A 21,430-nucleotide genomic window follows, 5' to 3' on the forward strand; every position below is an offset into this window, starting at 1 on the left:
CAACAAGAATAATTGATTTTTAAAGCTACAAACCAATAAAATCATACTGATAACTAAGCAATTACACGAAAATTTATAATATCGTTAGAAATAACAAGGTTTAAGAGACACAACTAAATACCAATCCATGTTAGACACATTTTAATAATAGTTAATAATTAAAATATTTACTCTCCATTTTTACAAGTATGAAGTTTGAATTTCTTTTCTATTAATCACTATTTAAAAATAGTATATTAGCTTGTTAGAAAAAAAAGACAAAATGAGTAATAAAGACCAATTTATGAAAGAAGCTGTAAACGCAGCTTTAAAAGGAATGAATAACAATGAAGGTGGACCATTTGGTTGTGTAGTTGTTAAAGACGGAAAAATTGTAGGACGCGGAAACAATAAAGTAACCTCAACAAACGATCCTACTGCACATGCAGAAGTTACCGCTATTAGAGATGCGTGCAAAAATTTAGATTCTTTTCAATTAGACGGTTGCGAAATTTACACCTCTTGCGAACCTTGCCCTATGTGTTTAGGTGCTATTTACTGGGCTAGACCAGATAAAGTATATTATGGAAGCAATCAAGTAGATGCGGCAAATATTGGATTTGATGATGAATTTATTTACAAAGAAATCCCTTTACCTTATGCCGAAAGAAGCATTCCTTTCGAACAATTAGCGCGTGAAATTGCTTTAGAACCTTTTCAAGAATGGACTAAAAAACAAGATAAAACGGAGTATTAAACAATATATTAGGTCCGTTCGAGTGATCAAAATGCGGTACAAACGCATTAAAAATCTGGAAACATCAAAAACTTCTCGATACAAAATTCCAAAAAAGGAATTTCACTCGAACGAACCACATAGTTAGGTTTCCTATTTATTTACCATTGAAACAACCAACATGATCACCTTCATCTTAAATAACAAAACCATTAAAACCTCGGAGCATTCCGGAACTACTTTATTGGATTTTGTTCGCTACCAACAACGTCTCACAGGAACCAAAATTGGTTGTCGTGAAGGCGATTGCGGTGCTTGTACACTTTTAGTAGGTACGTTAACAAACGACACTATAGAATACCAAAGTATTACATCGTGTATTTCTCCTTTAGGAAATGCGCATGGCAAGCATATAGTAACGGTGGAAGGCACAAACCTAAAGAACAAACTAACCACAGCGCAAGAAGCTATGAAAGCAAATTACGCAACACAATGCGGATTTTGCACTCCTGGTTTTGTAGTTGCTTTAACTGGTTTTGCTTTGTCTAATTCGGATAAAAATTACAGTAATGCTATTGACGCTATAAGCGGAAATATTTGCAGGTGCACAGGATATAAATCCATTGAAAAAGCAGCGCATCAAGTGGTTGAAAAACTAGAAAACAAAAAGGAAACTACTTTGGATTGGCTCATTGAAAATGCATTCATTCCAAATTATTTTGAAAGTATTCCGAAACGTTTAAAAGACATTGAAATTAAAGATTTAAAGCAACCAAAAGGAAAATACGTTTCTGGAGGAACCGATTTATACGTGCAACAAGCAGATAGTTTAGCAGACAATGACGTACATCTTATTGCCGAAAAAGACTATTTAAAAGGCATTTCTATTGAAAACGACATTTGCACCATTGGAACCAACTCTACGGTTTCCGATTTATGGAATCACACCGAATTAAACAGTATTTTACCAAACTTAAGAAAACACTTAAAATTAGTTTCTTCAGAACAAATTAGAAATATGGCTTCCTTAGGAGGAAACTTAGTTAATGCTTCACCAATTGGAGACATGACCATATTCTTTTTATCGCTTAATAGTACTATTACGATATTAAATTCCAAAGAAAAAGAACGAACAATTTCCTTGAAAAATTTTTATCAAGGTTACAAAACATACGATTTAAAAGACGATGAACTTTTAAAGAGCATCCAATTTAAATTACCAACCGAACATTCTTTTTTCAATTTCGAAAAAGTTTGTAAACGAACCCATTTAGATATTGCTAGTGTCAATTCGGCTATTCATATTTCAATTAAAAAGGAAACGATTTCCGAAGCGCACGTTTCTATTGGTGGCGTTGCCGCTATTCCGAAGTATTTACACAATACCTCAACATTTTTAATAGGAAAACCACTCACCTCTGAAACGATATTGGAAGCTAACGAGATACTTCAAAAGGAAATCGCACCAATTAGCGATGTTCGTGGCACAAGCGACTATAAACGTTTGCTAGGAAGACAATTATTCTTTGCACATTTCACAGCTTTATTTCCGAAGAAATTCACATTAAACGACTTTATTCAACATGCATAAAAACAAAGAAAATAAAGTACTAGACACGAAGTTAGATGCCGTTTCAAAATCATTAAAACAAAGCATTAAAAACTTAGACTCCTACACGCATGTTCGTGGAGAATCGCTGTATGTGGATGACATAAACGTTAGACAAGGCACCTTTCATGCAGTAGTTTTTGATGCACCAAAAGCACACGGAAAAATAAAAAGTATCAATTATTCTAAAGCGAAAGCTTTGGAAGGTGTTGAGCGTATTTTCACCTACAAAGATGTTCCTGGTGAAAACGAAATTGGTGGTATTATTGCTGACGAACCTTTATTTGCTGAAGAGGAAGTGCATTTCTGGGGAATGCCAATTGCTTTAATTGTTGCCGAATCGGAATTTATTGCAAGAAAAGCAAGAGCTTTAATCGAAATTAAAATTGAAGATTTACCAGTAATTACCACTGCTAAAGAAGCAAAAGCAAAAGGAAGCTTTATCAATGCTCCACGATCTTTTAGTTTAGGAGATACCGAAAAAGCATTCGCAAATTGCGACTATGTTTTTGAAGGGGAAACCTTTTCTAACGGACAAGAACATTTATACATTGAAGCGCAAGGTGCTTATGCCGAACCTATGGAAAATGGTAACATAAAAGTGACTTCTTCTACACAAGGCCCAACGGCTGTACAAAAAACTATAGCGAAAGTTTTAGGTATTGCGATGCATAAAATTGAAGTCGATGTGACACGTCTTGGTGGCGGATTTGGAGGTAAAGAAGACCAAGCTACTCCTTGGGCTGTGATGGCTGCTTTGGCTACTTATCATTTAAATCAGTCGGTGAAATTAATATTGAATCGTCATGACGATTTACGCATGACTGGAAAACGGCATCCGTATGAAAGCACGTATAAAATCGGACTTTCTAAAGACTTAAAAATACTAGCCTACCAAACGGAATTTTTACAAAATTCTGGTGCCGCAGCAGATTTATCTCCCGCTATTGCAGAACGCACATTATTTCACGCTACCAACAGTTATTACGTACCAAACGTAACCACAAAAGTATTGAGTTGCAAAACCAATTTACCACCAAATACTGCGTTTAGAGGTTTTGGTGGCCCACAAGGTATGTTTGTAATCGAGTCGGCAATTGCGAAAGCTGCTCATGAAATTGGAGTTTCAACAAGAAAAATTCAAGAAGCGAATTTACTAGACGAAAACGATACATTTTCGTACGGACAAATAGCTAAAAAAGTAGAAGCCAAAAACACATGGCATGCTGCTAAAAAAATATTCAATAGTGACGTTTTAGAACAACAAGTTGCGGACTTCAATAAAAACAATACCGCGTTTAAAAAAGGGATTTCGTTTATGCCAATTACTTTTGGTATTTCGTTTACCAACACACCTATGAATCACGCACGTGCTTTGGTGCATATCTATTTAGATGGAAGCATTGGTATTAGTACTGCAGCCGTAGAAATGGGGCAAGGTGTAAACACCAAAATGATGCAAATTGCTGCCAATGTATTTTCTGTTTCTATGGAAAAGATTAAGATCGAAACTACCAATACCACTAGAGTTGCAAACACATCACCTTCTGCCGCGAGTTCTACTGCAGATTTAAATGGAAAAGCAACCTTAATGGCTTGTAATGCTTTAGTGGAAAGATTAAAAACAGTAGCTTCGGAAGACTTAAATGTTTCGGAAGACAGTATATCTTTAAAAAAGGAAGCTGTTTTTGTAAACGGAAAGAAATCCGAATTATCATGGACAAACCTCATCAGTAGTGCCATGTTGAAACGTGTTGCTTTGACGGAAAATGCACATTATGCAACGCCTGAAATTCACTTTGACAAAACAAAAGAAAAAGGACACCCTTTTGCTTATCACGTTTACGGAACAGCCATCACCACAACAACCATAGATTGCACGCGTGGTACTTATGAATTTGATTCCGTGAAAATAGTACACGATTACGGGAAAAGCATGAGTGAAGGTATTGATTTAGGACAAGTAGAAGGCGCATTAATTCAAGGAATTGGCTGGATGACCATGGAAGAGATTGCCTATAATAAAGACGGAAGATTATTGTCTAACGCACTATCTACATATAAAGTTCCGGATATCTTTTCTGTACCAAAAACAGTAGAAGTGATTCCAGTAGAAACGGAAGGAAATGATATGGCTATTTTAAAATCGAAAGCCGTTGGAGAACCTCCTTTAATGTATGGAATTGGCGCTTATTTTGCGCTTCAAAATGCTATAAAAGCTTTTAATCCAAACTACGATTTACAATTTCATGCACCAATGACACCTGAAAAGGTATTGATGAGTTTGTATGAAAACAAGTATAAATTATAATGAAAACACAGGTTAACGAGCAAGTTTTTGATGTTTTTCCAGAATTAGAAAGTGATCGACTTCTTTTCAGAGCTTATAAAAAAGGAGATGCGCAAACACTTTTAAATACGAGAAGTCATAACGCTGTTTCTAAATATATGGATACTGCAATTCCTAAACGAGTTGAAGATACCGAAAAGCGAATTGAAGGCTACAATAATGCATTCCATGAACGCAAAGGAATTACATGGACTATCATTGAAAAAAGCAGTAATAAACCAATAGGTGATTTCGGAATTTGGCGAATTGACAGACAAAATTCAAGAGGTGAAATTGGTTATATTTTACATCCAGACTTTTGGGGAAAAGGCTACATGACTGAAGCTTTCAATACACTAATTCGTTTTGGTTTTGACGACTTAAATCTTCACAGTTATGAAGCTAATGTCAATACCGAAAATAAAAACTCAAAAGCAATATTACTTAAATTTGGATTTAAATTGGAAGCACATTTTAGAGAAAACTTCTATTATGATGGTCAATTTTTAGATAGTGAAATTTATTGCTTAATAAAATCAGATTTAAACTAGATAGATTATCAAACTACATTACAAAAAACAAAACATCCTTAAAGGTGCACTTATTTACTGTGCTGGAGATACTATTGCTGCACTGTTATTACATGAGTTTTCCTGGTATCGTTTATTAGGTATGATGTTTATTGGTGCAACATTTTACGCATTTGAAATTCCAAATTATTTCGATTGGATTGTAAAAAAGACACAGTTCTTAAAAGGCATTAAAGCAACATTAACCAAAACGATTTTGGCTATCGCTTATTTTAATCCGTTGTGGATTGCTAGACATTTATTGTTTATTAAATTATTTTCTGGTCAGTTTGAAGCGATTGGTTTTCACCTTTTAGAGATTGCCTTTTGGTCGTTTTTGGTAAATATCCCTATTTCATTTACTGCGAATTATATTATTCAAAACCGATTTAAATTGAAATGGCGTTTTATGGGATCCGCTGTGTTTTCAGCAATTATGGCGATTTATTATGCTTTGAGTGAGACGATTTTCTCCTAGATTCCCCATCCCTTTCCTGAACACCCCTAAAGTCCCCTCGAGGGGACATTCCTAAAAATAAACTTTGGTACTACTATCCCATTAAGGGATATTCAAACGAAAATATATTTTTATTGAAGATACCGAGCAGAACTTATTAAGGATGTGTTTTTTTTAATCAACCACATCACACAGTTGCGCCTTTTGTTGGTGTTTTACCAACATAAAACAAAATAATCTAAAAAGCAGTTGGTGAAAAACACCAACTATGGCATCGCTTAATACGATAAATGCGCCTTTGTTGGTGTTTTCCACCAACAAAAATAAAAAAAAAGACCAAAAAGCAGTTGCGCCTTTGTTGGTGTTTTTCACCAACAAATAATAAAAAAACCACAAAAGCAGTTGATGGAAAACGCCAACTTCGGCATCGCTAAATACAATAAATTAAAAATATCCATATTCAGTCTTTACAGGTTTATCCAAACCATTTTATATCTTCCTTTCCCAAAAGCGAATACTCAGTAATAGCATAATGTTTCAAAACAGCATCCAACAAATAATCTCGAACTACAAAAAGGAGATGTTGATTTTCATCCAACATATATTTTGGAATTAATACTTCCGCGGAACGATGCAAGCCTTCCTTATTCAATTCTAGTTTCCCTATTTCATCAATAATTAGATATCGATTTTCAGTTTCTGAAGCAGTAGAAATCAAATAATCATTCGCTTCTTTAAAAGCCGCTTTTAAAAATTTAAAGCTTCCTATTGTAATAACATCTTCAGATTCAACTTCAGCTTCCGCTTCTAGATTAAAATCCTCGTTCTTCTTTATTTTCAAAAAATATCGTTTTCCATTTTCATTATCCGGACATAACAATCCATCGACATCATCCCTATCGTTAATCCAATCGACATCATCCCTATCGTTAATCCAATCGAATAAAGCGGTTGTTTTCCCAGTTCTAATCGCTCCTGTAAGTATATAAATCATTCCGAAGGGATTTTAAAATGAATACAATTAGAAATGCTATTCGCTATAAAATATTTAAATCTGGTATAGCCTTTTAGGTATTTTGTTTCTTTCCATGTAAAGGAAATTATCTGTCGGAAATACGGAAACAAATCCATCGCATTCGCAATATCGTCTTGATACTTCGATTCTTTTTTTGCAAGATATTTCCTGATTAATTTTAGCGCAAAAGGCCCTAAAACCAAATACCAAAGCATTAAAAACAAAAAGCTTCTCGCAATAATATATATTGCTTTTTGCCATCCGAATAAAGTGCCTCCAAAAAAAGTAAATGCCAAAACAATGATTGCGACTGTGATTAACCAAATCCAAATTACTTTAGACTTCAATCCCTTTTTTGTTTTTTTTTCTTCCGAAGTAAAAACGGAAGCTACTAAAGAGAAACTCGTTTCCTCTTTTTCCGAAATAATACCAATCATACTTTTAATGAATATTCCTGCCAGCAGTCCGCCAATGCCATACACCAAAAGATAAATAGTTATTAAAACGGATGTTGCAGATGTTTGAGTAATAAAGTTGATTTTTTCTTGAATCCAAGTCCCATAAATATTGATAGCTTCCCAAAAATCTGTACCATAAATAATAGTTAATTTTAATAATTTCTGAAGTGCAGATTGCAAGAAGGTTATCATTCCTAAAACGATTAATGTTATTCCTTTCCATGAGAAATTAGAAAACAAAAAGGCTCCAAAAACAGCTTGAAAACTCACAGAAATATAGGCTGTAAATGGCGAATACGGACTCACTGCCATCTTAATAATCAAGACAATTACTAGTGCTTTTAAAATAGATTTCCATTTATTTTCGGCATAAAAAGCGATTAAGCTAATGAGTAAAACGGCTATTCCTCCAACAATTAATCCAGTGAATGGCGAATTAAACACATGTAGAAAACCACCAAGTCCAGACTCGTTTAAAGCCCAAAGCGCGGTTAGTTTATCGATGATGGATTTGTTGTTTTTCATCTTTAGTTCCTACGAAAACAGGAATCTTTTATTTTTTAACCTTCTTTGTTAAGACTTCGACAAGCTCAGTCTGACAACTAGGAATCTTATTGTATTAATTTTTATAATACACTTGAAGTAATTGCGCAACTACGCTAATCGCTATTTCTTTTGGTGTATCTCCTCCAATATCTAAACCTATCGGACAAACCACATTGGTCATTCCTTCAGGTATATCCATCTCTTTAATAAGCATGTTATTAAAACGGACTTTTTTTGTTTTACTACCAATTAACCCTAAGAATTTAGTTTCGTTTTTTAGAGCCATCGCTATAATATCAAAATCGATAGCATGGTTATGCGTTAGCACTAACACATAACTGTTACTCCCCCATTTTACGGCGTCATTAAAGGTTTTAAAATCTGTTTCGCTAGTTTGATGTGTGGTAATATTTGCATCTAATTCTAGGTTAGAAAACCAATCCTCACGAGAATCTATTAGATGTACTTTAAAAGGTGTATCGGCTAATAGTTTACAGATTTCAACGCCAATATGTCCTGCTCCAAATAAAAATAATTCTGGGGATTGATGCATAGGTTCTATTATAAATTCTACTTTTCCGCCGCAGCATTGTTCAAATTCTGGACCTAAAGTGTAGCTGGATTCGATAATTCTATTCTCTTGCAATGCAATTATTGCCTCGTCTATAGCTTTAAATTCTAGCTTTCCGCCTCCAATGGTTCCGTGAATTTGCTTGTCTTTAGTAACAAGCATTCTAGAACCAACCACACATGGCGTTGAACCTAAACATTTTGTAACGGTAATGAACGCTACAGGTATATGTTTTTCTTTAAATTCTGCTAAAAGAGTAATCCAGTTTTGCATAAAAGTTATTTGACTTCTAATTTTTTAATCAGCTTACCAACCGTCATCCCTTGAAATAGTATAGAGAACACCACAACCACATAGGTAATTACCAAGAACAAATCACGCTCCATTACTTGCGTAAGACCTAAAGCTAGTGCGATGGAAATTCCGCCACGCAATCCTCCCCAAGTCATAATTAAATTCGTTTTTGGTACGAAGTCTAATTTTTTCTCAAAGAATTTAATAGGTATTAATAAAGAAATATATCTACACAATAACACCAAAGGTATCGCGATTAAACCTGCCAATAAATATTCCAATTCAAAAGTTAACACTAACATTTCCATTCCTATCAAGACAAATAAAAGGGTATTTAAAAGAATATCTATCAACTCCCAAAACTTATCGACATAGGTTTCTGTGGTTTCCGACATTGCGGAATCCCGAACCGTATCATTACCTACAACTAATCCAGCAGTAACCATTGCTAAAGGCGCCGAAATATGCAACTTTTGCGCTAATACTGTTCCTGCCATAACAGCAGCTAATGTGATAATTACTTCAATATCATAATCATCTATAGACTTCATCAATCTGTAGGTAATCCATCCTAAAATTAAACCTAAAGCAATACCGCCAATAACTTCTAAACCAAATAATTCAACTACTTCTAAAGCGCTAACATTTTCAATTCCTAAGTCGGCAATTTTATAAATGGTTAAGAATATAACAACACCAACACCATCATTAAATAAAGACTCTCCAACAATCTTGGTTTCCAATCTTTTTGGTGCTCCTGCTTGTTTAAGTATTCCTAAAACAGCAATAGGATCGGTTGGTGATATTAAAGCACCAAATAATAAACAGTAAATAAAATCTACATGTAACCCCACAATTGGCAATGCATAAAACATAATGACACCAACTAAAAATGTGGAAATTAAAACACCAAATGTAGCAAAAGCTAAAACAGGCCATCGCTGTACTTTTAGTTGTTCAAAATTAGTATGCAAAGCTCCTGCAAAAAGTAAAAAACTAAGCATGACATCTAATAAAACGGACTTAAAATCAATTTGTGTTATGATAAACTTCTCCGCATTTAATAAAGTATCATCAAAATAACTTAACGCAAATACGGCAAGTGTGAACACAATAGTAATTAGCATTAAGCCAATAGTGTTAGGCATTTTTAAAAATCGTACATTTATATAACCAAAAACGGCAGATATAAGTACTAGTATAGAGGCGATTACAAAATAATCCATAAAAAATATATTTATTGCTAATTTAAAAATTTATATCTTTTAACTATCATTAATTACGGATTATGAAACCAGCATGCTAATAAGGCATCACACCAACCAATATGGAATAGCGAACAGCATGTAATACATAGAAAACATGAAAAGGGTATATATAGACTTGCATTGTCATCCAGCTTTAAAACCTTACGGCAAGAGTTTTAAATACGAACCAACAAAACAAAACCACTTAAATGCGGGAAGAAAAAATTCTATCTGGCATTATAGTCCGCCTAACTTTCTAGAACGTCAAGTAAATAAAATACTAACGCTAACTAAATTTACACAAACCGATTTAAGCGCATTAGCAAAAGCAAATTGCCAAGTGGTTGTGATTTCATTATATCCTTTTGAAAAACATTTCCTAAAAAAAAGAATGCTAGGCTTTAAGTTTGTTTCCGATATTTTAACCAACCTTGCAGCAGGAGTTAGTCATTCTAGAATTGACAATATAAGAAGTCATAATAGCTATTTTCAAGATCTGAAGTTTGAATACGATTACTATCTACAACTAGATAATTTTGCCCAAAAGATTGGAGATGTGACCTACACCTACAGAATGACGAATAGTTTTTCTGAAGTAGAAGAAAACATTGCAAAATCTACAGACACCAGAAAAATAATTAGCCTAGTACCAACGATTGAAGGCGCACATGCTTTTGAAACCGGATTACTTTTAGACAAAAACACAGGAGACGAACAAACCGTTTTAAACAATATAGAAGAAGTAAAAAATTGGGACCACAAACCTCTTTTCATCACCTTAGCACATCATTTTTACAATGAAATTTGCGGACATGCAAGAAGCATTAATATTGGCGCCATAAAAGACAATCAAAATAGAGGATTAAATACAGACATTACCGATCTTGGTTTTAAAGTAATCGATAAACTTCTAGATAACACCAATAATGAACGCATACTCATAGACGTAAAACACATGAGTACCGCATCAAGAAAAACATACTATCATTTATTAGAAACGAAATATGCCGACCAAAACATTCCAATAATTGTAAGTCATGGTGCTGCAAATGGAAAACGTTCTATTGAAGAATGGAACGAAAAAGATTCCGCTTTAAGCAATCAATTTAGCGATTTAGATATTAATTTTTACGACGCCGAAATACTTCGTATTGCAAAATCTAAAGGAATCTTTGGCTTACAACTAGACGAACGACGAATAGGAAGCAAAAAAGCCGTTAAGAGTTCTAGAATTTACATGCCAAACAAAAAAAGTCGATTGCGAAATAAGTCCGAACTCATCTGGAACCAAATACAACATTGCGCAGAAATTCTAAACAAAAACAATCTCTTTTGCTGGGAAACGCTCGCTATTGGGTCCGATTTTGATGGTATTGTAAACCCGATTAAAGGACTTTGGACCAGCGAAAACATCAAAGACATAGAACCCTATTTGGTAGAAAGAGCCGAAGCTTATTTAAAAGACCACCAGCAAGATTTAATCCCAATCAATCAAATTCCGGCACAAGAAATCATAGATCGCGTACTATTTATAAACGCCGAAACCTTTTTAAAAACCAACTTCAAGTAAAAATAATTTTTTGTTATGTTTTATAGTTCTTTTCGACATAAACTGTATATTCATTTTTTAGGAATATATTAAAACGACAAGATGCCAAAAACATATTACGATCCAGCAGATTTAAGAAAGTTTGGGAAAATCACCGAATGGAGTGAAGAACTAGGAAATAAATTCTTCGATTATTACTCCAAAGTCTTCGAAGAAGGCGCCCTAACTGCTCGTGAAAAATCACTTATTGCCTTAGCCGTTGCCCACACAGAGCAATGCCCTTATTGCATTGACGCGTATACCAAAGACGGACTGCAAAGAGGTGTCACCAAAGAAGAAATGATGGAAGCCATTCATGTTGGCGCAGCAATTAAAAGTGGAGCAACCTTGGTGCATGGTGTGCAAATGATGAATAAAGTAAACAAATTAGATGGTTAAAATTTGGGCGTTACACTACTCCGTAAAAACTATGTAGTGTCGGGCTTTCCAATACAATCTTTTGCAAAAAAAGCAAAAGGATTTCCATTGCAATCCCTAACGCAGAAATCCTCACGAAAGTGGGGAACTCATGAAATTTAATAGCAATAATAAAAAGATTCCCACCTTCGTGGGGAATACATATGCCAAAATTAAAAACACAATCCCTTCATAAGCAAGAAAGCGAATTAGCTGTTGCAAACAAACAATTAGAAATACTCTCTAATGGCATATTTAAAAGTGGTGAATTACCAACTTTTAAAGATAAAATTTCCGAAACTGGTCAATTTCCGCTGCAAGCGAAAAAATTAGAAATACTACAAATTAACGTTGGTTACATGTGTAATCAAGTGTGTGAGCATTGCCATGTAGACGCAGGTCCAGACCGAAAGGAAATCATGACACAAGAGACCATGCAACAAATTTTGGATGTTATAAAAACAACAGGCGCACATACTTTAGACTTAACAGGAGGCGCTCCAGAAATGAATCCTAATTTTAGATGGTTTGTAGAAGAAGCTTCCAAAATCGGAGTTAAAGATTTTATTGTACGCTCTAACTTAACCATTATTCGTGCGAACAAAAAGTATCACGATTTACCAGAATTTTTCAAAAAGCACAACATACATGTCGTAAGTTCTATGCCACACTGGACTAGAGGAAAAACCGACAAACAACGTGGTGAAGGTGTTTTTGATATGTCCATAAAAGCTTTACAAGAGCTAAATGCTGTTGGTTATGGTATGCCAGGAAGCGATTTAAAATTAGATTTAGTTTACAATCCTTCCGGAGCCTTTTTACCTGGTGACCAAATGTCCATGGAAAAAGACTTTAAAAAAGCCTTACTAGAAGATTTCAGTATACAGTTTCATAACTTATTTGCGATTACAAACTTGCCAATTGCGCGTTTTTTAGATTATTTAATAGCTTCCGAAAACTACGAAGATTACATGTATTCTTTAGTAGAAGCGTATAATCCAACTGCGGTACAAAACGTAATGTGCACCAATACCTTATCGGTAAGCTGGGATGGTTATTTATTTGATTGCGATTTTAATCAAATGCTAGAATTACCAGTAAATAGTAAATCGAAACACATCTCGCAGTACAAAACAGAACTGCTAGAAGGACGAAACATTATCATTTCACAACACTGTTACGGTTGTACTGCAGGAGCTGGAAGCAGCTGTCAAGGTAGTGTTGCCTAAACAGAATAATGCTTTCTAACAAACCATCTATAACTCACACTACTAAATGAGCGTCTTAAATTACCAATGGACACTAATCATTGTATCGAGTGTAGTGCTTTTTTTTATTTCGCCTTTAGCAAAAACTACAGATCAATTTTTTAAGGCTGTTCGTAAAAAAAAAGCACCAAACACTTTAATACTTACTGGTAGTCTTATAATTTCTTGGATTTTCGCCAAGAGTATTACCAATGCCGCAAACCTAGGTTTAGATTTTGGTATTGTTGGCGGTGTAGCTTATGCTGGTTATTATTTATCCTTTGCAGTTGCTGGATTGCTTATTTATAAATTACGGACTATTGGCGGATTCACAAGCATCCATCACTTTTTAACTACCAAATTTGGTAAAGGTGCCATGGCACTATTTTCTATGCTTATTGCTGTTCGTCTATTTAATGAAGTTTGGAGTAACACCATGGTAATTGGTAGTTATTTTGGCGACATTGGTAGTGCAAACTACTATTGGTCTATTATAATTTTCACAGCTTTAACTTTAGCGTATGCTATAAAAGGCGGACTAAGCAGTTCCATTTTTACCGATGTTATTCAAATGGTTTTGTTTGCCATTTTATTACTAATCATTCTTTGGAATATATTTTCCATAGAAACCTTCCACGTAAAAGATGTTGTTACTTCAGGAACTTGGAGTTTCGAACTGGGATTAAACCTATTTTTCGCAGCCATTATTCAATCCTTTAGCTATCCTTTTCATGACCCAGTTTTAACAGATAGAGCTTTTATTAGTTCTCCTAAAGTCACTAGAAAAAGTTTTTTATGGGCAAGTGTACTCGGTGCAATCTGTATCATACTTTTCAGCATAATTGGTGTCTATGCACAAACCCAAGGTTTTAAAGGGCAAGCTGCAGTAGAAGTGGGTAAAGCTTTTGGCGTGATTATATTATTAGTGATTAATTTTATAATGATAACTTCTGCTGCCTCCACATTAGACTCCACGTTTTCCTCCTTTTCCAAATTACTAGCTGTAGATTTAGGAATGATAAATGATGTGTCTTTCGGAAGAGCATCTATGGCAGCAATTGCTATTCTAGGAACGTTACCAGTTTTTCTAGATGTAGAAATACTATCTGCAACTACCATTTCAGGAACTATGGTGATTGGCCTAACACCAGTTTTTATTTTCTGGAATATCAAAGTGCCAAAAATTAGTTTTTACTTGAGTACTATTTGTGGCTTGATATTTGGTTTTATTTTACTGTTTGAAATTTTTCCGAAGGCACTCATTTATACCAACGGAAAATACGCAGATTTACTTTGGGTAAATGTATGGGGAATACTAAGTTGTTGTGTCTTGTATTTCCTTCCGAAATGGATAAATAACAACAAACAAAACCTATAAAAAATTTTCACTTTCGTAGAAAAAAATTATGGATTCAAATACAGAAGACTTAGGAAAAATATCAGGAAAAGTATTGCTTTTTGGCGGCGTTTATAGTAACCTTCAAGCCTTAGAAGCTTTAAAACAAGTGGCTATAAACGAAAACATCCGTCCCGAAAACTGCATTTGTACTGGTGATATTATTGGCTATTGCGCACAACCAGAAGAAACCATACAATACTTTCAAGATTGGAAAGCCAAAAGCATTGTTGGTAATGTAGAAATACAATTACGCGAAGGAGCAGAAGATTGTGGTTGCGACTTTAAAGAAGGTTCTCGTTGTTATGGCTTTTCGCAACTTTGGTATCCGTTTGCACAAAGTAAACTTTCAAAAGAATCCTTAGATTACATAGCAACGCTTCCTAATTATATTCAGTTTACTTATGCCAAAAAACAAGTAATGGTTGTACATGGTTCTTATTTTAATACTTCCGAATTCCTTTTTAAATCTTCACCTTGGCAACGTAAGCAAACAAATTTTAACGCGACCAAAAGCGAGGTTATTATTGCAGGTCATTGCGGTTTACCTTTTCACCAATCACAAGAAGATAAATTATGGTTAAATCCTGGTGTTATTGGTATGCCTGCAAATGACGGAAAACCTAGCGTATGGTATGCTATTTTAGAAGATAAAGACAATAAACTAAGCTTTAACCATCATACGTTAAACTATAATCATCAGCTAACAAACGCATTAATGCAAAACGGCTTACTACCAGAAGCGTATGCAAAAACCATTGTTACAGGCATTTGGGACAACACCGAAATATTACCTATTGCAGAAAGTAATGCACAAGGTTTAGAAATACAACTATAAAAAGATTAACTTTATTTTTTTGATATAAAACATATGAAATCCGTATTGCTATTTTTACTCATATTTACCTCCTTCTCGCTTCACGCGCAAGAGTCTCTTGAAAAGTTATTGAAAAAACACAATATTAAAAGTGTTCCTTATATTTCTGTGCAAGAATTGGCTATGCCTAAAACGGAAGCAATTATTTTGGATGCAAGAGAAATAGACGAATATAACACCAGTCATCTTCAAGATGCAATATTTGTTGGTTACAATCATTTTAATTTAGCCGAAACTACTAAAATTTTAAAAGACAAAGAGCAACAAATAGTGGTCTATTGTTCTTTAGGAATTCGATCGGAAGATGTTGCAGAAAAACTCCAAGAAGCAGGATATAAAAATGTTTTAAACTTATATGGAGGGATTTTCGAATGGAAAAACAATAACTTCCCAGTATATAATCTAGAAGAAAAAGAAACCGAAGACGTACATACATTTTCTAAAACATGGAGCAAATGGCTCTTAAAAGGAAATAGAATTTTTAAAGAAGAAAAAGAAGATGAATAAAAACCTTATAATCGTCTTTACAAGAAATCCAGAACTTGGTAAAGTAAAAACACGTTTAGCAAAAACGATTGGTGATGCTTCTGCATTAAACATTTACAGCTTTTTACTAGAACACACCGAAAAAACAATTAGAAATATAGATAGCGACAAAGCGGTTTATTACTCTGTAGCAATCCATAATCAAGATATTTGGGATAATACCATCTACCAAAAACACTTACAAGAAGGAGAAGATTTAGGAATACGAATGCTGCATGCATTTCAAAACGGCTTCGCCAAAGGCTATGAAAAAGTGATTATTGTTGGTAGTGATCTATTCGATTTAAAAGAAAAATACATTGAAGAAGCTTTTCAAAAGTTAGACAAACGCGATGTTATTATTGGTCCTGCCGAAGATGGAGGTTATTATTTATTAGGGATGAAAACGCTTCACGAAGAAGTTTTTAAAGACAAAAAATGGGGCACTTCATCCGTTTTTAAAGACACCACAAAAGATTTACACAAATTTAAAATCCATCAACTAGAAAAGTTAAATGATATTGATACTTTTGAAGATATGGAAAACAATTCCACATTAAAAAAATTAATACTTACAGATGATTAAATTTATAAACGAAACTGTAGAATACTTGCAAGAGAAAGGTTTTGACAAACCAGAAATTGGAATTATTCTTGGTACCGGACTCGGACAACTTATTGATGAAATAGAAATTATTGCAGAAGCAAGCTATAATCACATTCCAAACTTTCCAACAGCAACCGTAGAATTTCACAAAGGAAAACTTATTTATGGTGAATTAGCAGGAAAAAAAGTGGTGGTTATGCAAGGACGTTTTCATGTATATGAAGGCTATACTTTACAAGATGTTACTTTCCCTGTTCGTATTATGGAAAAACTTGGAATTAACACTTTATTAGTTTCTAATGCATCTGGTGCAATAAATACCGACTATAAAAAAGGCGAATTAATGTTAATTGAAGACCACATCAATCTTCAAGGAAGCTCTCCTCTAGCATTCAAAGGAGTTTCAGAATTAGGGGAACGTTTTACAGACATGAGCGCACCTTATGATGCTAAAATTAATGAATCCTTTAAAACTATAGCCAAAGCAAACAACATAAAACTACACGAAGGTGTTTACGCAAGTGTTGTTGGACCGCAATTAGAAACAAGAGCAGAATATAGAATGCTTAAAATTATTGGTGCAGATGCCGTTGGAATGAGTACGGTTCCAGAAATTATTGTTGCTAATCATTTAAAATTAAAAACCGCAGCAGTGTCAGTTTTAACCGATGAATGCGACCCAAGTAATCTAAAACCTGTAAACATTAATGAAATTATTGCCATGGCTGCCAAAGCAGAACCAGACATGATTACATTGTTTAAGGAATTAATAAAAAGTATTTAGTAAAATAATTAGGGCGTTACCACAAGGGTCAGGCTTTCGACAGTCGCTCTCTGCGAGGAGCTCCAACAAAGCCTCAATCCTTAACGCGCTTACTAGGATGAAAAAAAACATAGGATTTGAATTTTAAAGGCAAAAAATCAAGTCCCAAATCAATGCCTAAGCATTGACCATTGAAATGCAGAATATAAAAATTAAATCGTTAAAAATTTTTGAAGCCTTGGAAAAAATTTAGATTTAGTTTTTGGTTTTTATTCCCAATAAAGGAATAAAAAATTCCTCATTTCAATTTGATTTTTTGATTCGTTTTGTATCCAGACAAAATGAATATAAAATAATATTAATAATTAATAAAAAGATTCCTGCCTACGCAGGAATGAAAACATGAGTTACCTAGAAACCACACACGACGTATACAAAGAAGCAGCACTAACTCCAGATGTTGGATTATGCTGTACTACGAATCCTATTTGGGAATTACCAGGATTAAAAATCCCAAAAATAATGCAAGAAATGAATTATGGTTGTGGTTCTACAGTGCACGCTCGTGATTTAACCAACAATCCTAAAATGCTTTATGTTGGTGTTGGTGGCGGAATGGAACTTTTACAATTCGCATATTTTAATCGCCAAAAAGGTGGTGTTGTCGGTATTGATGTTGTGGACGAAATGCTAGAAGCTTCTCGTAAAAACTTTATCGAAGCCGAAGCACAAAATCCTTGGTTTAAATCGGAATTTGTAGACCTTGTAAAAGGAGATGCATTAAACCTTAATGTAGCCGATAACTCTATTGATGTTGCTGCGCAAAACTGCTTATTCAATATTTTTAAAGCGGAAGATTTAAAGAAGGCAATAGAAGAAATGTATCGTGTTTTAAAACCACATGGAAAACTGGTGATGAGCGATCCTACTTGCGAGCAACCAATGAATGATACTTTACGTAACGACGAAAGATTAAGAGCTTTATGCTTAAGTGGAAGCTTACCAATTGCAGAGTACGTAAAAGCACTAACCGATGCTGGTTTTGGAACTATTGAAATTAGAGCTAGAAAACCATACCGAATTCTAGATCCTAAAACCTACCCAACAGAAGAATTAATCTATATAGAATCTATTGAAGTAGCTGCTATTAAAGATCCAATGCCAAAAGATGGACCTTGTATTTTTACTGGAAAAGCTGCTATTTATTATGGCGATCAAGATTATTTTGATGATAAAGAAGGACATATATTATTAAAAAATCAACCATTGGCAATTTGCGATAAAACAGCAAAAGCATTACAAGCATTAAACAGAGACGACATTTACTTTTCAGAATCTACTTTCCATTATGATGGTGGAGGTTGTTGTTAAATTCCTGCGAAGGCAGGAATCTCATGAATGATAACTTAAACAATTGCACAACACATTGCATGTCATTTTGAGCGTAGTCGAAAAATTTTAAAAATAAAATATTTAAGAACTAACAAAACAAGGTTCCTGTCTTCGCAGGAATGAAAACATGGAAAAATACATAGACATCATAAAAAATTCCTATTCGGGATATTTCAATTACCTGAAAAATGAGCTAATTACCCTTAACCATTGGGATAATTATTTTTACGGATTAATTGTAATTTCATTAGTCGTTTGGGGTTTAGAAATTGCTTTTCCTTGGCGTAAAAATCAATCTATTTTTAGAAAAGATTTTTGGCTGGATACTTTTTATATGTTTTTCAATTTCTTTATACTAAATCTTATTGTCCTTATTGCTTTATCCAATACTGCAGCAACATTTTTTAATGATATTTTAGGCATAGTCGGTTTATCTATTTCTAGCTTCCAATTGTTTGATGTAGATGATTTACCTAAAGTGTTAGGCTTATTTATTTTCTTTTTGGTGAGCGATTTTATGCAATGGAATACGCATCGTTTATTGCATCGTGTTCCTCTGTTTTGGAACTTCCATAAAGTGCATCATTCGGTGAAAGAAATGGGCTTTGCAGCACATTTACGCTACCATTGGATGGAACCTGTAATCTATAAATCTATTTTATATATTCCTCTTGCAATTATTGGTGGTTTCGACGCGCAAGATGTGGCAATTGTTCACTTTTTCGCAATTACCATCGGACACTTAAACCACGCTAATTTAGGTTGGGATTATGGCTTTTTAAAATACGTGTTTAACAATCCGAAAATGCACATTTGGCATCATGTAAAAGAGCTTCCTGAAGGAACGACATATGGTATTAACTACGGCATTACATTAAGTATTTGGGATTATCTTTTTAAGACAAACCATATACCTTATGACGGTAGAGATATAGAACTAGGTTTTGAAGGAGATGAAGATTTTCCAAAAGATTTTATTCATCAAGAATTATATCCTTTACATAAAAACACCTCTAAATAAGTCACTTCTTATGTAAGGTAAAGTAACCTGAATTGACAAATAGAAAAACAAATAACATGAAACATTTTAGTCTTATTTTTTTTGCAATTCTAATTACTTCTTGTTGTAGTGCGAAACAAGTTGTAACAGATCAAGAAATAGTAAAAGTGGAAACTATAGTTGTTTCGGAAACCGCGAAACAAGTCGAAATGGAAGCTGAAGTTGAAGAAGATTCTGACGCTTCGGAAGAAGTTGTCGAAGAAAATAATAAAGCAATAATTATTGGAGAGAATACAACTATAAAAATGCCTGGACTTATCGTTAGCATAAATAAAAAAGATAGTATTACTTCAAATCTACACCTTCTAAATCATCACCGATGGGAATGGTTACTTGGTGAACATGTTTCAGATAATGGTAACGTTGATTATCTAGGCTTCAAAAAAAGTAAAAATCAATTAAGAGACTACATTACTCATTTATCCGAAAACCTTCCAACGGAAGCTTGGACCAAAGAAGACAAACTAGCTTATTGGATTAACGCATACAACGCATTGACAGTGGATTTAATTATTAGAAATTATCCTATAAAAAGCATCAAAGATATTAAAGATCCTTGGGACCAACGCCTTTGGCAACTTGGTGAAAAATGGTATAATTTAAACGAAATTGAGCATGAAATACTTCGTAAAATGGAAGAGCCAAGAATTCATTTCGCTATTGTTTGCGCCTCTTTTTCTTGTCCGAAATTACAAAACGAAGCCTTCACAGCTTCCAAATTAGAAGCACAATTAACCAATGCTACCAAAGCATTTTTGGCAGATGCTAATAGAAATGAAATAGCTTCCGATAAAATTAAAATCTCGAAGATTTTTCAATGGTTTTCTAAAGACTTCAAACAAAACGGAAGCCTTATAGATTTCTTAAATACATATTCCGAAGTAAAAATCGATTCCAAAGCTAAAAAAAGCTACAAAGATTATAACTGGGAGTTGAATGACTAAAATTTCCATTATTATTCCAATGTTAAATGAAGCAGAAAACATTAAAAATCTGCTAGAGCATCTATTGGAAAAAAGTACACCACAAAATATTGCAGAGATTATTGTGGCAGATGGCGGAAGTACAGATGGTTCGCAAAAAATCGTTACTAATTTCGGGGCTGTTTTCACCGAAAGGTCTCCAATAGATTCCGACTGCGCTCCACCAGACATCTACCTAATAAATTCAGAAAAAGGAAGAGCTAAACAAATGAATCTTGGTGCGAAAGCAGCTTCCGGAGATCTTTTATATTTTTTACATGCCGATTCTTTTCCGCCGAAAAACTTTGACCAACTACTACTAAATGAAGTTGAAAAAGGAAATCTTGCGGGTTGTTTTAGGCTTCAGTTTAAAAGTAATCATTGGTGGTTAGGTATAGCAAGTTGGTTTACTAAATTTAATTGGAAAGCTTGTCGCGGTGGTGACCAAAGTCAGTTTATTACAAGAACGTTATTTAGCGAAATTGGAGGTTATGATGAGACTTTCACTATTTACGAAGACTATATTTTAATTAATGCGCTTTATACTAGAAAGGAATTTGTAGTCATTAATAAAAAAATACAAACCTCAGCAAGACTATATGAAATACATGGAGTTTGGAAATTACAATATCATTTTTGGATGATCTATATTAAGAAATGGTTTGGTGCAAGTGCGGAAGATTTATATAAATATTACAACAATTACATAAATGTTAAAAAGTAATAAAATTTACTTAAGATTAAATTAAAATGAATGTTTAGGTATTGACAATCTATATATTCGTA

At 34.0% G+C, this 21,430-nt stretch carries 21 protein-coding genes; 17 read left to right on the forward strand and 4 right to left on the reverse strand.

All coding sequences use genetic code 11. The features are described 5' to 3' along the window. Positions 1 to 262 precede the first annotated feature (262 nt). From FG167_RS03025 to FG167_RS03045, 5 genes are all read left to right on the forward strand, one after another. Positions 263 to 736, forward strand: coding sequence for a nucleoside deaminase (locus FG167_RS03025; RefSeq protein ID WP_055442587.1), 474 nt, complete (start codon positions 263 to 265; stop codon positions 734 to 736). Positions 737 to 896: 160 nt separating this feature from the next. Beyond that, positions 897 to 2,306 (forward strand): FAD binding domain-containing protein, encoded by a 1,410-nt coding sequence (locus tag FG167_RS03030; protein ID WP_203459971.1) that lies wholly within the window; start codon positions 897 to 899, stop codon positions 2,304 to 2,306. Further along, a complete protein-coding gene (locus tag FG167_RS03035) occupies positions 2,299 to 4,635 on the forward strand; it encodes a xanthine dehydrogenase molybdopterin binding subunit (protein ID WP_203459972.1) in 2,337 nt (778 codons plus the stop codon). Before FG167_RS03030 ends, FG167_RS03035 begins: the two co-directional genes overlap by 8 nt. Beyond that, positions 4,635 to 5,204, forward strand: coding sequence for a GNAT family N-acetyltransferase (locus FG167_RS03040; protein WP_203459973.1), 570 nt, complete (start codon positions 4,635 to 4,637; stop codon positions 5,202 to 5,204). The genes FG167_RS03035 and FG167_RS03040 overlap by 1 nt, the downstream gene beginning before the upstream one ends. Positions 5,205 to 5,325: 121 nt before the next feature. Continuing rightward, entirely contained in the window at positions 5,326 to 5,700 is a 375-nt protein-coding gene (locus FG167_RS03045) for a hypothetical protein (protein ID WP_203459974.1), read from the forward strand. Positions 5,701 to 6,154: 454 nt separating this feature from the next. On the opposite strand, the gene FG167_RS03050 is transcribed toward FG167_RS03045, so the two are convergent. From FG167_RS03050 to FG167_RS03065, 4 genes are all read right to left on the reverse strand, one after another. Then, on the reverse strand, positions 6,155 to 6,673 hold the full coding sequence (locus FG167_RS03050) for a nucleoside-triphosphatase (RefSeq protein ID WP_203459975.1): 519 nt from the start codon (positions 6,671 to 6,673) through the stop codon (positions 6,155 to 6,157). Then, positions 6,670 to 7,677 (reverse strand): hypothetical protein, encoded by a 1,008-nt coding sequence (locus FG167_RS03055; RefSeq protein ID WP_203459976.1) that lies wholly within the window; start codon positions 7,675 to 7,677, stop codon positions 6,670 to 6,672. Before FG167_RS03055 ends, FG167_RS03050 begins: the two co-directional genes overlap by 4 nt. Positions 7,678 to 7,771: 94 nt before the next feature. Beyond that, a complete protein-coding gene (xdhC, locus tag FG167_RS03060) occupies positions 7,772 to 8,542 on the reverse strand; it encodes a xanthine dehydrogenase accessory protein XdhC (RefSeq protein ID WP_203459977.1) in 771 nt (256 codons plus the stop codon). Positions 8,543 to 8,547: 5 nt separating this feature from the next. Then, positions 8,548 to 9,789, reverse strand: coding sequence for a sodium:proton antiporter (locus FG167_RS03065; protein ID WP_203459978.1), 1,242 nt, complete (start codon positions 9,787 to 9,789; stop codon positions 8,548 to 8,550). 136 nt (positions 9,790 to 9,925) lie between these two features. Between FG167_RS03065 and FG167_RS03070 the strand changes: the two genes are divergently transcribed. From FG167_RS03070 to FG167_RS03125, 12 genes are all read left to right on the forward strand, one after another. Then, a complete protein-coding gene (locus tag FG167_RS03070; RefSeq protein WP_203459979.1) occupies positions 9,926 to 11,380 on the forward strand; it encodes a membrane dipeptidase in 1,455 nt (484 codons plus the stop codon). 81 nt (positions 11,381 to 11,461) lie between these two features. Beyond that, the gene (locus FG167_RS03075; RefSeq protein ID WP_203459980.1) at positions 11,462 to 11,797 is read left to right on the forward strand and encodes an arsenosugar biosynthesis-associated peroxidase-like protein; all 336 of its coding nucleotides are present in this window, start codon (positions 11,462 to 11,464) and stop codon (positions 11,795 to 11,797) included. Positions 11,798 to 11,979: 182 nt separating this feature from the next. Beyond that, positions 11,980 to 13,044: an arsenosugar biosynthesis radical SAM (seleno)protein ArsS gene (gene arsS, locus FG167_RS03080; RefSeq protein WP_203459981.1), complete on the forward strand. Its 1,065-nt coding sequence runs from the start codon at positions 11,980 to 11,982 to the stop codon at positions 13,042 to 13,044. A 46-nt stretch (positions 13,045 to 13,090) separates the two neighbouring features. Next, positions 13,091 to 14,440 (forward strand): sodium:solute symporter, encoded by a 1,350-nt coding sequence (locus FG167_RS03085; RefSeq protein WP_203459982.1) that lies wholly within the window; start codon positions 13,091 to 13,093, stop codon positions 14,438 to 14,440. A gap of 28 nt (positions 14,441 to 14,468) precedes the next feature. Further along, a complete protein-coding gene (locus tag FG167_RS03090; RefSeq protein WP_203459983.1) occupies positions 14,469 to 15,296 on the forward strand; it encodes a metallophosphoesterase in 828 nt (275 codons plus the stop codon). Positions 15,297 to 15,329: 33 nt separating this feature from the next. Next, a complete protein-coding gene (locus tag FG167_RS03095) occupies positions 15,330 to 15,842 on the forward strand; it encodes a rhodanese-like domain-containing protein (protein ID WP_203459984.1) in 513 nt (170 codons plus the stop codon). Further along, on the forward strand, positions 15,835 to 16,446 hold the full coding sequence (locus FG167_RS03100; RefSeq protein ID WP_203459985.1) for a TIGR04282 family arsenosugar biosynthesis glycosyltransferase: 612 nt from the start codon (positions 15,835 to 15,837) through the stop codon (positions 16,444 to 16,446). The genes FG167_RS03095 and FG167_RS03100 overlap by 8 nt, the downstream gene beginning before the upstream one ends. Continuing rightward, a complete protein-coding gene (locus FG167_RS03105; protein ID WP_203459986.1) occupies positions 16,439 to 17,251 on the forward strand; it encodes a purine-nucleoside phosphorylase in 813 nt (270 codons plus the stop codon). Before FG167_RS03100 ends, FG167_RS03105 begins: the two co-directional genes overlap by 8 nt. Before the next feature lie 381 nt (positions 17,252 to 17,632). Continuing rightward, positions 17,633 to 18,601 (forward strand): arsenosugar biosynthesis arsenite methyltransferase ArsM, encoded by a 969-nt coding sequence (gene arsM / locus FG167_RS03110; protein ID WP_203459987.1) that lies wholly within the window; start codon positions 17,633 to 17,635, stop codon positions 18,599 to 18,601. Between the two features lie 148 nt (positions 18,602 to 18,749). Continuing rightward, positions 18,750 to 19,643, forward strand: a complete 894-nt coding sequence (locus FG167_RS03115) for a sterol desaturase family protein (RefSeq protein ID WP_203459988.1) — start codon at positions 18,750 to 18,752, stop codon at positions 19,641 to 19,643. Between the two features lie 56 nt (positions 19,644 to 19,699). Beyond that, on the forward strand, positions 19,700 to 20,626 hold the full coding sequence (locus FG167_RS03120; RefSeq protein WP_239004433.1) for a DUF547 domain-containing protein: 927 nt from the start codon (positions 19,700 to 19,702) through the stop codon (positions 20,624 to 20,626). Further along, the gene (locus FG167_RS03125) at positions 20,619 to 21,368 is read left to right on the forward strand and encodes a TIGR04283 family arsenosugar biosynthesis glycosyltransferase (RefSeq protein ID WP_203459989.1); all 750 of its coding nucleotides are present in this window, start codon (positions 20,619 to 20,621) and stop codon (positions 21,366 to 21,368) included. The genes FG167_RS03120 and FG167_RS03125 overlap by 8 nt, the downstream gene beginning before the upstream one ends. Positions 21,369 to 21,430: the final 62 nt, after the last annotated feature.

The sequence above is a fragment of the Lacinutrix sp. WUR7 genome, assembly GCF_016864015.1.
Lineage (GTDB): Bacteria > Bacteroidota > Bacteroidia > Flavobacteriales > Flavobacteriaceae > Oceanihabitans.

What these genes read in the sequence shown, in the direction of transcription:
- FG167_RS03070 (WP_203459979.1), top strand. Translation starts at nt 9,926, where the DNA reads ATGAAAAGGGTATATATAGACTTGCATTGTCATCCAGCTTTAAAACCT.
- arsM (WP_203459987.1), top strand. Translation starts at nt 17,633, where the DNA reads ATGAGTTACCTAGAAACCACACACGACGTATACAAAGAAGCAGCACTA.
- FG167_RS03120 (WP_239004433.1), top strand. Translation starts at nt 19,700, where the DNA reads ATGAAACATTTTAGTCTTATTTTTTTTGCAATTCTAATTACTTCTTGT.
- FG167_RS03115 (WP_203459988.1), top strand. Translation starts at nt 18,750, where the DNA reads ATGGAAAAATACATAGACATCATAAAAAATTCCTATTCGGGATATTTC.
- FG167_RS03035 (WP_203459972.1), top strand. Translation starts at nt 2,299, where the DNA reads ATGCATAAAAACAAAGAAAATAAAGTACTAGACACGAAGTTAGATGCC.
- FG167_RS03105 (WP_203459986.1), top strand. Translation starts at nt 16,439, where the DNA reads ATGATTAAATTTATAAACGAAACTGTAGAATACTTGCAAGAGAAAGGT.
- xdhC (WP_203459977.1), bottom strand. Translation starts at nt 8,542, where the DNA reads ATGCAAAACTGGATTACTCTTTTAGCAGAATTTAAAGAAAAACATATA.
- FG167_RS03050 (WP_203459975.1), bottom strand. Translation starts at nt 6,673, where the DNA reads ATGATTTATATACTTACAGGAGCGATTAGAACTGGGAAAACAACCGCT.
- FG167_RS03055 (WP_203459976.1), bottom strand. Translation starts at nt 7,677, where the DNA reads ATGAAAAACAACAAATCCATCATCGATAAACTAACCGCGCTTTGGGCT.
- FG167_RS03025 (WP_055442587.1), top strand. Translation starts at nt 263, where the DNA reads ATGAGTAATAAAGACCAATTTATGAAAGAAGCTGTAAACGCAGCTTTA.
- FG167_RS03125 (WP_203459989.1), top strand. Translation starts at nt 20,619, where the DNA reads ATGACTAAAATTTCCATTATTATTCCAATGTTAAATGAAGCAGAAAAC.
- FG167_RS03040 (WP_203459973.1), top strand. Translation starts at nt 4,635, where the DNA reads ATGAAAACACAGGTTAACGAGCAAGTTTTTGATGTTTTTCCAGAATTA.
- FG167_RS03065 (WP_203459978.1), bottom strand. Translation starts at nt 9,789, where the DNA reads ATGGATTATTTTGTAATCGCCTCTATACTAGTACTTATATCTGCCGTT.
- FG167_RS03030 (WP_203459971.1), top strand. Translation starts at nt 897, where the DNA reads ATGATCACCTTCATCTTAAATAACAAAACCATTAAAACCTCGGAGCAT.
- FG167_RS03090 (WP_203459983.1), top strand. Translation starts at nt 14,469, where the DNA reads ATGGATTCAAATACAGAAGACTTAGGAAAAATATCAGGAAAAGTATTG.
- FG167_RS03085 (WP_203459982.1), top strand. Translation starts at nt 13,091, where the DNA reads ATGAGCGTCTTAAATTACCAATGGACACTAATCATTGTATCGAGTGTA.
- FG167_RS03075 (WP_203459980.1), top strand. Translation starts at nt 11,462, where the DNA reads ATGCCAAAAACATATTACGATCCAGCAGATTTAAGAAAGTTTGGGAAA.
- FG167_RS03095 (WP_203459984.1), top strand. Translation starts at nt 15,330, where the DNA reads ATGAAATCCGTATTGCTATTTTTACTCATATTTACCTCCTTCTCGCTT.
- FG167_RS03100 (WP_203459985.1), top strand. Translation starts at nt 15,835, where the DNA reads ATGAATAAAAACCTTATAATCGTCTTTACAAGAAATCCAGAACTTGGT.
- FG167_RS03045 (WP_203459974.1), top strand. Translation starts at nt 5,326, where the DNA reads ATGATGTTTATTGGTGCAACATTTTACGCATTTGAAATTCCAAATTAT.
- arsS (WP_203459981.1), top strand. Translation starts at nt 11,980, where the DNA reads ATGCCAAAATTAAAAACACAATCCCTTCATAAGCAAGAAAGCGAATTA.